This is a genomic window from Desulfosporosinus youngiae DSM 17734, from assembly GCF_000244895.1.
Taxonomy (GTDB): domain Bacteria; phylum Bacillota; class Desulfitobacteriia; order Desulfitobacteriales; family Desulfitobacteriaceae; genus Desulfosporosinus; species Desulfosporosinus youngiae.
Genome location: NZ_CM001441.1, coordinates 2187725 through 2203646 on the forward strand (window position 1 = coordinate 2187725; position 15922 = coordinate 2203646).

The following is a 15922-nucleotide window of genomic DNA, read 5'->3' on the forward strand; positions in this document are numbered from 1 at the left end:
GATTTATTTGGGACTATTTGGGATATACTAAATAGTCCCAAATATTTTTCGATTTAATAGATTTCCACATATTGTTTAGTGTATAATATTAACTTGTGGAAAAGAACTTAAATGGAGGAAAAAAGTGTCTGAGACGATCGAGGACTTAATCAAGCAAATTGAAGAATTGCGCTCAAAATTGATCAAAGTGAAAGAAGGACGGGCTTACACAGATCCTGAAGTCATAGCTGCAAGTCAAGCATTAGATGAAGTATTGGATAAATATCAAGAGTTATTGCTAGTAATAGAGGCAAATTATAGAGATTTCGATTGGCCTTATTCTTAACGTGATTTAATCGTTATCCAATTGCCTGAATCTGCTCTTGGATGTTTACATAATTCAGAATCTGCTGGTGAACTTGGGCAAGTATTGTCCCGGATTATCCTGTGAGTTATACTAGAAAGCATTAAGGTCAAGTGACAATGTTTAGATGAGGAGGATATTTAAATGTTGAACAATAAAACGGCATTGATTACCGGGGGAGGGACCGGTATCGGAAAAGCTATAGCCTTATTACTGGCTAAGTCGGGAGTTAATATTGCTCTTAATTTTTCCCGTTCAGAAGAAGACGCCTTACAGACCTGCCAAGAGGTCAAGAACTTAGGGGTCCGTTGTTTGACCTATAAAGCAGATGTATCTAAGGATGCTGAGGTTAAAGCAATGGTTAGTCAAGTAACGGCCGATTTTGAAACCCTGGATATCCTGGTCAACAATGCAGGGATGACTCATTTTGTGGAGCATTCAGATCTTGAGGGCATGAAAGATGAGTATTGGGATGATATTTTCGGAGTTAATGTTAAGGGAATGTTTTTCTGTTGCCGGGCGGCTTCTTCTGAGCTTAGGAAAAGCAGAGGGTGCATCGTTAATATCACATCCATAGCAGGGCTTACTGGGTTAGGCAGTTCAATTGCGTACTCTGCTTCTAAAGCGGCGGCTACCAGTGTTACTAAATCCCTGGCCCGGGTTTTGGCTCCTGAGGTGAGAGTTAATGCCGTTGCCCCGGGAATTGTGCAAACCCGCTGGGTTGAGGGGAAGGAAGACCATATCGCCCATCTTGCTGCCGGCACACCCTTAGGAAGGATTGCCCGGCCTGAGGATATCGCGGAAGTAGTCTATTCAATCATAAATCATGCAGGGTTTGTGACTGGACAAACCATAGTGGTTGACGGAGGAAACTTCATTTAGCCTATCTCAGAATTATCCATTGGCCACTCAATGCAGTGGCCTATTATTTTGGAAAGAATAGGTCTAGAGGGAGTTGCCCTTTATACTGTTGATGTAACATGGTATTATGTAAGATAATAGTATATAAAGTGATTTTTTAGGACAATTCAGGAGGCATTAAGCTCTAATGAAGTTAAAACATTTCTTTGAAAGCAGTTTGTTTAAGAAGGGCCTTTCGTTATTACTCTTAATGGGGATAATAATAGGCATTAAACCTATGATGAATTTACTGCTGCTTACGTTTATGTTTTCGTTTATCTTATATGGCATTCAAAATTATATCTTTTTACAAATTGTTAAGTTAATTCCTATCAACCGAAGTGGAATAACTATCGTAATATTTACCTTCCTAGCCTCGGGTATTGTATTTTTTCTATATAAATACATTCCTGTCTTAACAAAGCAGTTAATGTTTATTGGGACTCAACTAAGTAATTTCGATATTAATAATTATGAAGATGCAATTAACCCGCAAATCAGAGAAGCTATCAGTACAAGCATTCAATCCTATGTTGTTGAAGGTGGTACTTATCTGATCCATTCAGTTACGAATATCTGGAAGTTTAGTTTAAATATATTTATAGCTTTGATACTAAGTCTATTCCTTATTTTAGAAAAAGATAAGACCGTGAAGTTTCTAAATAAGTTTGAACATAGTAAGGTTAGTTTTATTTATATTTACTACAAAAAACTCGGGAAAGATTTCGTTAACTCCTTTGCTAAGGTTATGGAAACCCAAATTTTAATTTCATTTATTAATTCTATTTTATCAGCCCTATTTTTAAGCTTGATGGGGTTTCACCAGGTTATAGGGTTAGGATTTATGATTTTCATTCTTGGCTTAATCCCAGTAGCCGGTGTTATGATCTCGTTAATCCCCTTATCAATCATAGCATTTAAGTTAGGCGGAGTCATGAAGATACTATATGTTTTGGGAATGATTGCTGTATTGCACGCAATTGAAGCCTATTTTTTAAACCCCAAGCTTATGTCCATTAAAACGAAATTACCTGTGTTTTTTACATTTGTAGTTTTGCTATTTGCGGAGCATTTTATGGGGGTATGGGGCTTATTGTTTGGAATACCACTGTTTCTTTTCCTATTAGATATACTTGCGGTAGAAGACCCCGACTATAGCTAGATAAACTTGCCTGCAGCACGCTCTAAAAACAAGGAGAGGATGTCTCTGAATATGAGATATCCTCTTAATTATTGACCCGTGCATTATAAATTGAATTGGTACATTATTTTGGATTAATGATATTAATTTTTCGTCCCGACGGGAAATGCAGCATCTGAGATATAGTACTGGTTTCTTTTACTTTTCTTACAAATACGCCAGTCTCTTTGGTGATAATGGAAACGGTGTCAATATTGTTGTTGTCGTCGGTATTAACGGCTGTTTCAATTGAAATGGCATTAGCCTCCTGGTCATCATCTTCGACGACATAATTTTTGTCGTCCCCTGCGTCTTCGGATGACTTAAGTTCTAATTCTTCTTCATCTTTATAAAAAACTAAAATTTCTTCAATGTCATCTTCACCAGCCAGTGCATCATGAAGTGACTCCGGATAGTCTTCCTTGTGCATAATTTAGCACCCTTCCTCAAACAAATTTTTTCTCATGACAATACATCTTTACCTAATTAATTCTGTCAGATTAGAGATTTTTGTGTATTATATGAGTTATTCAAGCAAATGGTACTTTAATGCAATACTCAAGTATAATAAGGGAAACTCTAATCCTTTGAACTTAATGGGGGGCATAATCTTGGAACTGAATGTCGAAGAAAGGCAAGAAACTTGTTCAATTGTCAGTAAAATTGTAAGGCTGAAGATTTACCGCAGAGCAGCAGAGGATGGCTCTTCCCAAGCAGGAGAAATAGTGGATTACGAATGCAACTCCTCAACTTCGAATTGTGAGTCCAGATGCCACTATCGATTACTAATCGATGATTTTTAAGCCCGGTAAAGGGGAGGAGCATAAAGCCGACCGGCATTCGTTTGGAGAACCTTGCCGCCGGCAACGGCGATTTGACCGTTGACCAAAGTATAATCGATTCCCAAGGGGGCCTGGGCAGGATTATTGTAATCTTCCGGGGCAGCGATTTTTTCAGGATCAAATATCACTAAATCGGCCAGATAGCCATTTTTCAGATATCCCCGCTTGGCTAAGTTTAACCTTTGGGCCGGATCTCCGGTAATTCGTTTAATACCTTCTGACCAGGTCAAAGCATTCTTAGCACGGACATATTCCCCCAAGAACTTAGGATAGGTGCCGTATAAACGGGGATGGGGCTTGCCGGTCGGAATACCATCCGAACCAATTTGACATAGGGGGTGCTTAAGCAAGGTAATAATATCTTCTTCAGCAAAAAGATTCTGTATAACCATAGAACAACGACAATCCTCACTAATCAGCAGTTCGGCCATTGAATCGATGATATCGCTAAGGTCAGCCTGCTCAGAGCCGGTTTTCGAGCTTATCTGAGTTGCTGTCTGACCTTCCGCCCATTTGTTTTGGGGCTTCATAACCGAGCTGATCATGATATTGGACCAGCCAACCATACCTACAAAGTTATCCCAACCGGGATAATTCGGTCCGGGATCACTCAGATCCTCTTTTAGTTTAGCCCGGAGCTGCGGGTCTTTTAATCTGGCAATGATTTCCGTACTGCCGCCCTCTTTGGCCCAAGGGGGAAGAATTTGAGACAGCAGTGTACTGCCCGCCTGATAAGGGTGTTCGTCAAAGGTTACATCGACACCCTCGTTTCTAGCTTGTTCAACCATCTCCAGTAATTCTTCAGCTGTAATACCAAAATCCCGATTGGCGTAGGAACGCATATGAGAAATCTGTAATTTGACCCCGGATTCTTTAGCGACGGCCAGAGCCTCGGCCATTCCCTCACGAACTTGGCGTGAATGGCTGCGGATATGGATCATCATAAGGCCTTGATAATCAGCGACCACTTTACTTAAAGCGACGAGTTCCTGTTGCGGGGCAAACATCCCCGGTAAGTAGGCCAAGCCGTAGGATATTCCTAAAGCCCCGTTAGACATAGCCTCCTCAACAATTCTACTCATGGCAGTGATTTCCTTTGCTGAAGGGAGAACATTATTTAAGCCTAAAACCTGAGCCCGAACAGCTCCATGGCCAATTAAAACACCTAAGTTGTTAGGCTTCTCCGCTTGATTTAACTCATTTAAAAACCTCGAAAAATCCGGCCAATTCCAGGTTAGCGGCCCTGGACCTAAGATAGGGGTAAGATAGCTGCGCCAATCTTCCATCCTCTCCAGGTGCGGAGCTGAGCCCAAACCGCATTGCCCGATTATTTCGGTGGTGACTCCTTGTTTAATCCTGCTTTCACGGACCGGACCAGACATAAACGGTACCAAGTCACAATGACTGTGGACATCGATAAACCCAGGAGTTACCAGTTTTTTGGCCGCATCTATGACAATATGGGCTTCTGTAGACAGATCTTTTCCTATTTCCGCAATTATGCCATCTTTAATTCCAACGTCACTCTGACGAGGTGTGTTCCCGGTTCCATCCACAATTAAGCCGCCAGTGATTAGTGTATCAAACATGTTAACAGACCTTTCCCTAATATTAAATAGCTGATCCAAGCTTCGGCACATAAAAAGAGTCCGTCTTATGTGAAGACGGGCTCAAATTAAGGTCATCGGATAGAATAAGCACAACTATTCTGCCTTCTTAAAAATAGACCAAGGGGTATCTACGGCTAAACCATCTTCTAACATTTTCTGCACAGTTCCAGGGATATAGAATCCAGCGGTCTCTGTTTTGAATAAGCACTCTTCTAAGGTTATTTCCTCCCAAGTATCCTCGCCTTTTAACTGAGTAACAAATTTCATTGGTATTCCTCCGTTAATGTAATGTAGTTTCTATGTTTTAGAGACAAGCTTATTATAGCAGGAAATACCTTTCAAGTGAACCATCTAAAGTGAAACGGGGGGACCGGTGTTTCTCAGGAGATTATAGGTAAGGCTTCTTGAGGGGAATGAGAAAATTTTCAATTTAATAAAGGTATTTAAAATTTTCTTGCAGAATGAAGAGTTTAACTATCGAATTTGTTAAGACATTAAGAACAGTAAAGCTCTGAAAATGAAAGGTGACTAAACTGTAAAGGAGATCAGTCAATGAGTAAATTAAAAGTAACGATCTTAATAGAAAACACCGTAGGAGTTCCCTTAAATCTCTTAGCCGAGTGGGGATTGTCAATGCTCTTGGATTTTGGCGATGAGCGGATTTTATTTGATGCAGGGGAGCAAGGTAATTTAGTAAGTAATGCGCAAGTATTGGGGTATGATCTGCGCTCAATTGATCGCGTCATCTTGAGTCACGGCCATTATGATCACACCGGGGGGCTTTTTAAGTTCCTTCAGTATCGGGGGAGGGTTCCGGTCTATGCACATCCGGATTTATTTAAAGGGCATTATGGGCGGGGAGTAAAAGGACAAGCAGACAGATATCTCGGTGTGCCCCACTGTCAGAAGCAGTTGGAGAGTGTCGGCGCTGAGTTTCATTGGCACAGTGAACCTTTGGAATTAAGTCCCGGATTTTGGCTAAGTGGTGAAATCCCGCGGGAAACATCCTTTGAACAACTTGACGATGGATTGGTTGAGCATCAAGAAGGGATGATTGTTCAGGATAGTATACGGGATGATTTAAGCCTTTTCTATGTGACAGATCAAGGGTTGATTATTCTACTCGGGTGCGCACATTCGGGACTGGTAAACATCGTGGAACATGCTAAAAGGGTGACCGGTCAGCAAAAAGTAAGAGCAATTATCGGCGGAACTCATCTTGGCCCAGCTGCACCCCATCAAGTGCATCAAACCATAGACTACCTGAGAGAACTTGATTTAGAATGTCTGGCACCGAATCACTGTACAGGAATGGGTATGCTGACTCAGTTAGCTTCGGAATTCCCCAAAGCTTTCACTTGGGCGATGACCGGCAGCAGGTTAGAGTTTATTTAAGCTTGTAGAATTCAGAGACAAGAATTTAGACTATTTGTCTGTTGTCTAATGAAAATTCCTTAATTTGAGCATAATTACATGAAGCTAATTTTCAGAACCGAATTACCGCGGTGAGTGATTTATAGCATAATAAATTGTTAAAGCTCATTTTATGGGTTTTAATTGATTATTTAGGGTAGTTTATGTATAATTTGCATTGTTGTAAAGTGATAGGAGGGTGTTAAATGGGAAAAGCTTTGATTATCGGCGCTGGTGGAGTTGCTAGTGTTGCTATTCATAAATGCTGCCAAAATCCGGATGTATTTGAAGAGATTTGTATAGCGAGCAGAACTGTCGAAAAATGTGAGGCAATCAAAAACCAATTGGCAGGAAGCCGCACCAAAATTCAAACGGCTCAGCTTGATGCCGATAATACCGATAGGGTTATTGACTTAATTAAGAGCTTTAAGCCAGATATTGTTATCAACCTTGCCCTCCCTTATCAGGATCTGACAATCATGGATGCTTGCTTGGCAACGGGAGTGGATTACTTAGATACTGCGAATTATGAACCGCCGGATGTTGCTAAGTTCGAATATAAATGGCAGTGGGCATATCGGGAGAAATTCGCACAGGCAGGCATAACCGCCTTGTTAGGAAGCGGTTTTGACCCTGGGGTTACGGGTGTCTTCTGTGCTTATGCTCAAAAGCATTATTTTGATGAGATTCATTCTATTGACATCGTTGATGCCAATGCCGGTGATCACGGATATCCCTTTGCCACAAACTTTAATCCGGAAATTAATATTCGTGAAATCACTGCCAACGGAAGGTACTATGAAAATGGTTCATGGGTTGAAACCGAGCCTCTGGCCATGAAGCAGATATACGACCTTCCGGAGATAGGACCAAAAAGTATTTATCTGATGTACCATGAGGAATTGGAGTCCCTGGCTATTAATATCAAGGGAGTTAAGCGGATCAGATTTTGGATGACCTTCTCTGACAATTATCTGAATCATTTGCGTGTCCTTGAAAATGTTGGTATGACATCGATTGAGCCCATTGAATTTGAGGGGCAGCAGATTATTCCTTTGCAATTTCTGAAAGCTGTTCTTCCCGATCCGGCATCTCTCGGCCCGAGAACTAAAGGAAAAACAAATATCGGCTGCATTATTCAAGGGATTAAAGACGGAAAACCTCAAACCTATTATGTTTACAATGTGTGTGATCATCAGGAATGTTATGCCGAAGTAGGTTCCCAGGCAATTTCTTATACAACAGGGGTACCGGCGATGATCGGGGCCATGTTAATGCTCAAAGGTATTTGGAAAAAACCTGGTGTCTTCAATGTTGAGGAATTTGATCCTGATCCGTTCATGGAAGCTTTAAATAAATGTGGTTTACCGTGGCAGGAAAGTTTCTCGCCTACTCTCCTTGATTGAGGTGTATAATTTGGACATTGATATCAGAGCCCTGCCGACACCCTGTTATCTGGTCGATGAACGACTTATTTTAAGGAATCTTGAAATCCTGCATTCCGTACAACAACGTACGGGATGCAGAATTCTTCTTGCCTTAAAAGGGTTTTCAATGTATTCGGTATTTCCCCTGGTAGGCAGCTATCTTAAAGGTGTAACCTCCAGCTCGTTGTTCGAAGCCAGGCTGGGTCATGAAGAAATGGGAAAAGAAGTTCATATCTATGCCCCAGCTTACATTGATGAGGAATTTGAGGAGATCCTTGCTCATTGTGACCATATCACCTTTAATTCCTTTGACCAATGGAATCGGTTTAAAGACAAGGTCAAAAATACTAAGATCAAAAAGATTAGCTGCGGCATACGTATTAATCCGGAATATTCGGAAATAGAGACGCCGATTTATGATCCCTGTTACCAGTTTTCAAGACTGGGTGTGACCTTGAACAATTTTCGGCCTGAAGAGCTGGAAGGGATTGAGGGACTTCATTTTCATACCATGTGTGAGCAGAACTCTGATACCCTTGAACGAACAATTCAAGTTGTTGATCAAAAGTTTGGGAAATTCATTGGTTCTATGAAATGGCTCAATCTTGGCGGAGGGCATCATATTACCAGACCTGATTATGATATTGAAACCTTGGTGCGCTGTATAAACTTCTTTCAGGATAAATATGGAGTAGATATTTACCTGGAACCTGGTGAGGCAGTGGCCTTAAACACCGGGTATCTTGTGGCCAAAGTTCTTGATATCGTCGATAATGATATGAAAATTGCCATCCTGGATACTTCGGCGGCTTGCCACATGCCGGACGTCCTTGAAATGCCCTACAGACCCAACATCATCGATGCCGGACAGCCGGGTGAATATCCTTTTACCTACAGACTAGGCGGACTTACTTGTCTTGCCGGGGATATTATTGGGGACTACTCTTTCAGACAGCCCTTAAAACCGGGGGACAGGCTTGTTTTTTGTGATATGGCCCACTATACTATGGTAAAAAATAATACGTTCAATGGTGTCAATCTCCCTTCGATTGCACGTTTTAATGAAGAGGAAGGGATTAAGCTCATCAAACAGTTCGGTTATGAGGATTTTAAAACCCGTCTTTCTTAAAGGATTGCCGGACAATCTGCGTTCTGTCGTGAGGCAGTGCAGAGGCAAAACTAAAAGGTAACTCCAGGATTTCCGTTAAGGGATTTAGTTGTCATCAAGATGGATTATCCTGGAGTATACTGCTGGCGTTTAACATCAAAAAATATTGCCCAACTGGTTGGCATGACGTTTGTTCCTTTTTTAGCTTAGAAATCACAAATCTTTGAGTAAATCCTATCCATAAAAAGGATGGCTTGAATTTCTGCGATCACTGTTCAAAAAGCAGGAATTTGTCTATCCGCACAGAAATATATGTATGTTGTATACAAATTTTTTTGCCTATTGGTATTAAGAGGAGGTAAACCATGATCCGCGTAGCAATTACTGGTTTCGGTAGAATCGGTCGTCTTACACTGCGTGCCGCCCTAAGTCAATCCCTGCCTTTCGAAGTGGTGGCCATTAATGATATGGGAAATCCCGATCAGCTAGCCCATTTGCTTAAGTACGATTCGGTCCACGGAACCCTTCCTAATAAAGTAGAAGTTGATGGCCGGGCATTGGTTATCGATGGAAAACGTATTGAAATTGTGGCTGACAGAAACCCGCTAAATTTACCTTGGAGAGAACTCGGAGTAGACATAGTGCTGGAGTGCACCGGTAAATTCAGGAAACGTGATGAAGCAGCCCAGCACATTACCGCAGGAGCTAAAAAGGTTGTTATCACGGCTCCAGCCAAAGAAGAAGATATCACGATTGTGATGGGGGTAAATGACGAGCAATATGATCCCCTCAAGCATCATGTGATTTCCAACGCTTCCTGCACGACTAACTGCCTGGCACCCGTTGCCAAAGTTTTAGTAGATTCCTTTGGGATTGAACAAGGGATGATGACAACCATCCATTCAGTCACCAATGACCAGCGTACTGTGGACGTAAAACATAAAGACTGGCGCAGGTCCAGAGCCGCCTATCAATCAATGATTCCGACAACGACGGGTGCGGCTAAAGCGGTTACCCTTGTTATACCGGAATTAGAAGGAAAAATGACCGGGCTGGCTGTCCGGGTTCCTACTCCAAATGTCTCCTTAGTTGATTTTGTCGCTAATTTAACAAGACCTGCCACCAAAGAAGAAGTGAATAACGCTTTTCGCGAGGCGGCAGATGGCCGCATGAAAGGCTATCTCGAATATACGGAAATGCCTCTTGTTTCCCTGGATTATAATGGCAATCCTGCTAGTTCTATTCTGGATGGGCTGTCTACCATGATGATAGGAGATCGTATGGTAAAAGTATTAGTCTGGTATGATAACGAATGGGGTTACTCCTGCCGGGTTTTAGATTTAGTAAAGCTGATTGCAACGAAAGGGCTGTAGTTTAGAAGGAGGGTACACCATGAGGAGGACTAAAATTGTCTGCACTATTGGTCCGTCAAGTGAGTCCAAGGAACAGGTTCAAGCTCTTTTAGCGGCAGGTATGGATGTTGCACGACTTAATTTTTCTCACGGAACCCATGAAGAACATGGACGCAGAATAGCAATCTTAAGAGAAGAAGCGTCCAAAGCAGGAAAACATCTGGGTATTCTTCTCGATACCAAAGGGCCGGAAATACGTACTGGAAAAGTTCCGGAACAAGGGATTCCCCTTGAAAATGGGTCGGACTTTGTCCTCGATATAGATCTTGGCAGTCTTGGTGATCAAGGGCGGGTTGGTATTACCTATACTGACTTGTGGCGTAAAGTTAAGCCGGGCAGCCGTATACTGATTGATGATGGTCAAATCGAATTGGAAGTAACGGACGTAGATCCTGAAATAATCCGGACGATAGTCAGAAACGGCGGGGTTCTTAAATCTCAAAAAGGGGTTAATATTCCCAGCGCGCTGATTGACTTACCCGCAGTTACTGAAAGAGATATAGAGGATATTCGCTTTGGTATTTCCCAGGGAATTGATTTTATCGCCGCTTCTTTTACCCGCAAGGCCCTGAATATTTTAGACGTACGCAGGGTTGTGGAAGAAATGGGAGCAGATGTTCATATTATTGCCAAGATCGAAAGCCGGGAAGGGCTGGATAATTTAGATTCTATTCTTGAAGTTGCCGATGGCCTGATGGTCGCCCGGGGTGACTTAGGGGTAGAGATTCCCGTTGAAGAAGTTCCTATTCGCCAGAAGGAAATGATTCGTAAGTGTAATTTATTAGGCAAGCCTGTCATTGTAGCGACTCAGATGCTCGACTCCATGATGCGTCAGCCCAGACCTACCAGAGCAGAGGCCAGTGATGTCGCCAATGCAATTTTAGATGGTACGGATGCGATTATGTTGTCCGGCGAAACGGCTGCGGGGCTATATCCAATTGATGCTGTCCGGATGATGGATAGAATAGCCAATCGTACTGAAATGAATTGTCTGGACAATCAAGCTTCCCGCCATCCTCATGTCAATGTTGCAGAGGCGATTAGCTTTGCAAGTTTTACCATAGCAAAGGACCTTCAAGCCGCGGCCATTCTTACCCCCACCCATTCGGGTTTAACTGCGCAGATGATCTCCAAGTACCGGCCTATTGCCTTGATTGTTGCAGCGACTCCATTTGCTTCAACCGCCAGAAAACTGGCTTTGCAATGGGGTGTGCAATCAATCGTTGTTCATAAAAGTTCAGGCACGGATGAAATGGTTTCTGTTGCCGTAAATACCTCCTTAAGTGAAGGTTATATTCAGTCCGGTGATGTTGTGGTTATCACTGCGGGGGTTCCAATCGGTAAGGTTGGCTCTACGAACATGATCAAAGTTCAAGTCATGGGCAATATTTTGGCCAGAGGTATGGGTATCGGCCGCAAATCCTATTCCGGCCTTGCCCGCAGAGTCCAAACACCAAGCCAAGAGGATTTCAACACCGGAGATATTCTAATCGCCCAGTCAACCGATGCCAGTTTCGTACCCTTAATTGCTCGGGCAGGGGCGTTAGTGGTTGAAGAAGCCGGTCTGACATCACATGCGGCTATTGTAGCCTTACAATTTGGCATCCCAACGATTGTCGGCGCTATCGACGCCTTTGCCAAGGTATCAGACGGTCAGTCTTTGACGGTCGATGCCCTGACGGGCTTGATGTATGAGGGTTCGGTCAGTATTCTCTAAAGATGCAGGGACATGAGAGACAAAGACTCAAAACGATAGTTAGTATTTTAGTATAGAAGGGTGGCAGTGCTATCCTTCTATTGTTTTTCTTTACTTTAGTCGCGTAATAGTCGCGTAATCCAATTTGCCCCGCCTATATTCAGATGGCCTATAAGTAGCATAGGATTGAAGATTTATGGTATAATTAACCTGGTTTTATACATTGCTTAGCATAGATAAAACCGGAGTTCAAGCTAAGACAAGATCTGAACCAAACAGGCCAGAGTCTTAACCAGAAGGTTAAGGACTCTGGCATTATTATACAATGGTTTAAGAGAGGTTAAGAATGAAAAAAGAGTCCATTTATGGATTGACCTTAGAACAACTGATAGAATGGCTGCAGGAGCAGGGGCATAAGAAATCCCGGGCTTTGCAAGTCTGGGATTGGCTTTATAGAAAACGGGTAACAAATTTCTCGGAAATGACGGATGTCAGGCAAGAGTGCCGGGAATTATTAGCCGGTCATTTTGTCACCCAATCATTAACTGAACACATTAAGCAAGAATCGGCCGACGGAACCATTAAATACTTGTTCAAATTACAGGATGATAATCTGATTGAAACCGTCTTAATGAGACATAAATTCGGCTTATCCGTTTGTGTCACGACTCAAGTAGGCTGTAACATCGGTTGCAGCTTTTGTGCGAGTGGCTTATTAAGCAAACAACGTGACTTATCCAGCGGCGAAATCGTAGAGCAAATCATGAAAGTTCAGTTGGATATGGATAAGGGCCATAAAGGTGAAAAAGTAAGCCACGTGGTAGTCATGGGAATTGGCGAGCCTTTTGATAATTATGCTAATGTGACTGATGCTTTGCGAATTATAACAGATCACAAAGGACTGGCTATACCCGGCAGGCACATCACAGTATCAACCAGCGGCTTGGCCGACAAAATTTATGAGTTTGCCGATAGTGATTTAAAGGTAAACCTGGCGATCTCTTTACATGCACCAACTAACCAACTGCGTGGGCAGATAATGAAAATTAACCGGGTCTTTCCCATAGAAAAATTGATCCGGGCTCTTGAGTATTATCTGAATAAAACCAAGCGCAGAGTAACCTTAGAATATATTCTAATTAAGGACCTGAATGATCAGAGGGAGCATGCCCTTCAACTATGTCAATTGACAGCGAATATGCGGCAGCTCATCAATGTTAATTTAATCCCCTATAATCCCGTCGATGAGCATCAGCAATATCAAAGAAGTGATCATGAAACAATGCTGGCCTTTTATGATGTTCTGAAAAAGCAGGGCATGAAATGCAGTATTCGTCTTGAACATGGAAGGGATATCGATGCAGCTTGCGGACAATTAAGAAGTAAGCAGCTCAAAGCATAACCAGAAACACCTGATAAGAACATTATTAAAGGAGAATCAGCAATAAGATGTATAGTTTTAAGGATGATTACAGTGAGGGAGCACACCCCAGGATCTTAAACGCTTTAGTAGAATCAAACCTCGAACCATTGGACGGGTACGGAGAGGATAAATATACACTCCAGGCAATAGAATTAATTAAACAAAGAATGAAGCGCAATGACCTTGATATCCATCTGCTCTCCGGAGGGACACAAACAAATCTGACAGTTATTTCGTCTTTTTTAAGGCCTCATGAAGCAGCGATTGCAGCCAACACGGGTCATATACTTGGTCATGAGACAGGAGCCATCGAAGCTACGGGACACAAAATCCTCTCTTGCGAAGTAAGCGATGGCAAGCTTGCCCCAGAGCATATTAAACCTGTCCTTGAGGCACACACGGACGAACATATGGTAAAACCAAAATTGGTTTACATCTCCAATCCTACTGAAATAGGCTCGATTTATACAAAACCTGAACTCCAGCAGCTCAGCCGGTTCTGCCGGGAAAACAACCTGCTGCTCTATCTTGATGGAGCCCGGTTGGGTTCAGCTCTATGTTCGGAAGAGAATGACCTTCAGCTCTCTGATTTAGGTGGATTGGTTGATGCGTTCTATATTGGCGGAACTAAAAACGGTGCTCTGCTGGGTGAAGCGCTTGTGATCTGTACTGATTCACTTAAAGCGGATTTTCGGTATTACATTAAGCAAAAAGGAGGCCTGCTTGCTAAAGGAAGAGTTTTAGGCCTGCAATTCCTGGAGCTTTTCAAAGACGACCTCTATTTCGATCTGGCAAGACACGCTAATGCTATGGCCGGTTTGCTGAGAAATGAAATCAGCCGGGCCGGATATTCATTTTTGACGCACTCGGCCTCCAACCAGATCTTCCCGATTTTACCTAATAGGCTGATTGCAAGGCTGCAGGAAAAATACTTGTTTTATGTTTGGGCAAAAATCGATGCCGATCATTCGGCTATCCGCATTGTAACCTCCTGGGCGACAAAGGAGGAGGCTGTCTCTGCTTTTATTAATGATTTAAGAGGAACGAGCAGGGACGAGGGGACAGGTTCCTAACTGTTTGTGCAAAAAGTGGTATAATGGGAAGCATTGATAACCTTGGATTGAGGAGTTTAGTTATGCCGGATCTTATTTCTAAGCTGCGCAGTTTACTCACCTTTTGCATAGCGATTATTTTCTTAGGCAACCTGTTTATTAAGTCGAATCTGATCCAGAATCTCAATCTGATAATCCTGCTTATGGTGATCGTGTTTAGTTTTATAGCAGCTGCAGGTACTACCTTGCTTATTGGTTCTATGTCATTTGGCCTGAGCATCATTCTTTTCCTCTATTATCATGCTCCTCTGAGTGTTTGGCAGCAGGCTTTTCAAGAAAACATATACTTAGTTGTAATGTTTACCTTAGTGCCGCTTTTAGGTATTCCTATTCAGCATGGCGGCTATTTTGAGGCGCTGCAAGGTCTCTTTAAGCGTTATGTTTATAATGACAGCCGTTTTTATCTGCTGGTGAGCTTTGTTTCAGCCTTTGTGGGTGTATTGGTCAATTTGGCAGTCGTTCCCCTTGTTCTGCAAATCAGCCGGGCCAGTACTATAAGTTCAAATAAAAAGCTTTTAAGCTCTGCAATCGTCCGGGGGTTTGCGACCTGTACTATTTGGGCCCCTACAACCGCTGCCATTGCTTTAATCGTACAATTAAGCGGAGCAAGTTGGCCTTTGTTTTTTCCTTATGCGATTTTATGCGGTATCATTTCCGGCCTGGTCGGGTATTTTATCACAATGAATGAAGAAAAAAGAGCCGGAAATCCGTTTGCTTCCCCTGATCAGGAACCTGATGAGGAGTTTGATATGCAAAAGGTAATCGAGTTAAGTGTTTTCAGTATTAGCCTGATTGCTGCTATTGCCGGCGTTTCATTCATAACCGGAATTCCTACGGTTATCGTTGTTTCTTTAGCATCCTTAATCTTCCCTGTGATTTGGCTGGGGTTCATTGGACGCTTGCAGATTCTGATCAGAGAGTTGACAGGTTATTTCAACGGTCTCCCCAAACTAAAAAATGAAATTATTCTTTTTATGGGCGCGGGATTGTTGGCCACAAGTATCAACTACTCCCACCTGGGAAATTATATAGCATTGATTTTATCCTTCTTAGTTGGACAAAATGCTTTATTGCTTGCTGTTCTGATTATCCTTAGTATTTTAATACTGTCGGCTTTAGGGATTCACCCGATTATTCCGGTGACTATTATTGGCGGAACCTTAAAAGCCGCTGCTTATGGAGTGACTCCGACTTATCTGGCCCTTATTTTGGCCATTAGCTGGTCAATGGGAATATCTATATCCCCTTCTTCCGCTACAGTTATTGCTTTATCCGGATTGACAGGACTGTCTCCTATTCATGTAGGACCTCGTTGGAATGCCTTATACGTCTTAATCGCCTCTGCGGTAATGCTTACCATCTTGACCTTTGCCCGGATAATAGGATGGTTATAAATGAATTGCCCCCCCACAAATAGTCGTTGAGCTGCGTATTAATTTGTAAAAAGGAACTATGA

At 42.5% G+C, this 15922-nt stretch carries 15 protein-coding genes; 12 read left to right on the forward strand and 3 right to left on the reverse strand.

Annotated features, from left to right (window positions below; genetic code table 11):
* Positions 1 to 124: 124 nt before the first annotated feature.
* The 3 genes from DESYODRAFT_RS10250 to DESYODRAFT_RS10260 all read left to right on the forward strand — a co-directional run bounded on the left by DESYODRAFT_RS10250 (position 125) and on the right by DESYODRAFT_RS10260 (position 2405).
* Positions 125 to 325 carry an aspartyl-phosphate phosphatase Spo0E family protein gene (locus DESYODRAFT_RS10250; protein WP_007782664.1) on the forward strand — a complete coding sequence of 67 codons (201 nt, stop codon included), beginning with the start codon at positions 125 to 127 and terminating at the stop codon, positions 323 to 325.
* Positions 326 to 487: 162 nt separating this feature from the next.
* Complete coding sequence (locus DESYODRAFT_RS10255; RefSeq protein ID WP_007782667.1) at positions 488 to 1225, forward strand: SDR family NAD(P)-dependent oxidoreductase; 738 nt, start codon at positions 488 to 490, stop codon at positions 1223 to 1225.
* Positions 1226 to 1391: 166 nt separating this feature from the next.
* Positions 1392 to 2405 (forward strand): AI-2E family transporter, encoded by a 1014-nt coding sequence (locus tag DESYODRAFT_RS10260; protein WP_007782669.1) that lies wholly within the window; start codon positions 1392 to 1394, stop codon positions 2403 to 2405.
* A gap of 103 nt (positions 2406 to 2508) precedes the next feature.
* Here DESYODRAFT_RS10260 and DESYODRAFT_RS10265 read toward each other — a convergent pair whose 3' ends face one another.
* On the reverse strand, positions 2509 to 2853 hold the full coding sequence (locus DESYODRAFT_RS10265; protein ID WP_007782671.1) for a hypothetical protein: 345 nt from the start codon (positions 2851 to 2853) through the stop codon (positions 2509 to 2511).
* A 181-nt stretch (positions 2854 to 3034) separates the two neighbouring features.
* On the opposite strand from DESYODRAFT_RS10265, the gene DESYODRAFT_RS10270 reads away from it, so the two are divergent.
* Entirely contained in the window at positions 3035 to 3226 is a 192-nt protein-coding gene (locus DESYODRAFT_RS10270; protein WP_042338429.1) for a hypothetical protein, read from the forward strand.
* Here DESYODRAFT_RS10270 and DESYODRAFT_RS10275 read toward each other — a convergent pair.
* Positions 3223 to 4854: an N-acyl-D-amino-acid deacylase family protein gene (locus DESYODRAFT_RS10275; RefSeq protein WP_007782673.1), complete on the reverse strand. Its 1632-nt coding sequence runs from the start codon at positions 4852 to 4854 to the stop codon at positions 3223 to 3225. The genes DESYODRAFT_RS10270 and DESYODRAFT_RS10275 overlap by 4 nt on opposite strands.
* 114 nt (positions 4855 to 4968) lie before the next feature.
* Complete coding sequence (locus DESYODRAFT_RS28700) at positions 4969 to 5142, reverse strand: hypothetical protein (RefSeq protein ID WP_007782675.1); 174 nt, start codon at positions 5140 to 5142, stop codon at positions 4969 to 4971.
* 285 nt (positions 5143 to 5427) lie between these two features.
* Between DESYODRAFT_RS28700 and DESYODRAFT_RS10280 the strand changes: the two genes are divergently transcribed.
* From DESYODRAFT_RS10280 to DESYODRAFT_RS10315, 8 genes are all read left to right on the forward strand, one after another.
* A complete protein-coding gene (locus DESYODRAFT_RS10280; RefSeq protein WP_007782676.1) occupies positions 5428 to 6270 on the forward strand; it encodes an MBL fold metallo-hydrolase in 843 nt (280 codons plus the stop codon).
* 224 nt (positions 6271 to 6494) lie between these two features.
* Entirely contained in the window at positions 6495 to 7694 is a 1200-nt protein-coding gene (locus DESYODRAFT_RS10285) for a saccharopine dehydrogenase family protein (RefSeq protein ID WP_007782679.1), read from the forward strand.
* A gap of 16 nt (positions 7695 to 7710) precedes the next feature.
* Entirely contained in the window at positions 7711 to 8844 is a 1134-nt protein-coding gene (gene nspC / locus DESYODRAFT_RS10290; RefSeq protein WP_486599015.1) for a carboxynorspermidine decarboxylase, read from the forward strand.
* Between the two features lie 344 nt (positions 8845 to 9188).
* Complete coding sequence (gap, locus tag DESYODRAFT_RS10295; protein WP_007782683.1) at positions 9189 to 10196, forward strand: type I glyceraldehyde-3-phosphate dehydrogenase; 1008 nt, start codon at positions 9189 to 9191, stop codon at positions 10194 to 10196.
* A gap of 19 nt (positions 10197 to 10215) precedes the next feature.
* Positions 10216 to 11952, forward strand: a complete 1737-nt coding sequence (gene pyk, locus DESYODRAFT_RS10300; protein WP_007782685.1) for a pyruvate kinase — start codon at positions 10216 to 10218, stop codon at positions 11950 to 11952.
* 325 nt (positions 11953 to 12277) lie between these two features.
* Entirely contained in the window at positions 12278 to 13333 is a 1056-nt protein-coding gene (gene rlmN / locus DESYODRAFT_RS10305) for a dual-specificity RNA methyltransferase RlmN (protein ID WP_007782687.1), read from the forward strand.
* Between the two features lie 47 nt (positions 13334 to 13380).
* Complete coding sequence (locus DESYODRAFT_RS10310; protein ID WP_007782691.1) at positions 13381 to 14427, forward strand: threonine aldolase family protein; 1047 nt, start codon at positions 13381 to 13383, stop codon at positions 14425 to 14427.
* 62 nt (positions 14428 to 14489) lie between these two features.
* On the forward strand, positions 14490 to 15860 hold the full coding sequence (locus DESYODRAFT_RS10315) for a hypothetical protein (protein ID WP_007782694.1): 1371 nt from the start codon (positions 14490 to 14492) through the stop codon (positions 15858 to 15860).
* The last annotated feature ends 62 nt before the right edge of the window (positions 15861 to 15922 follow it).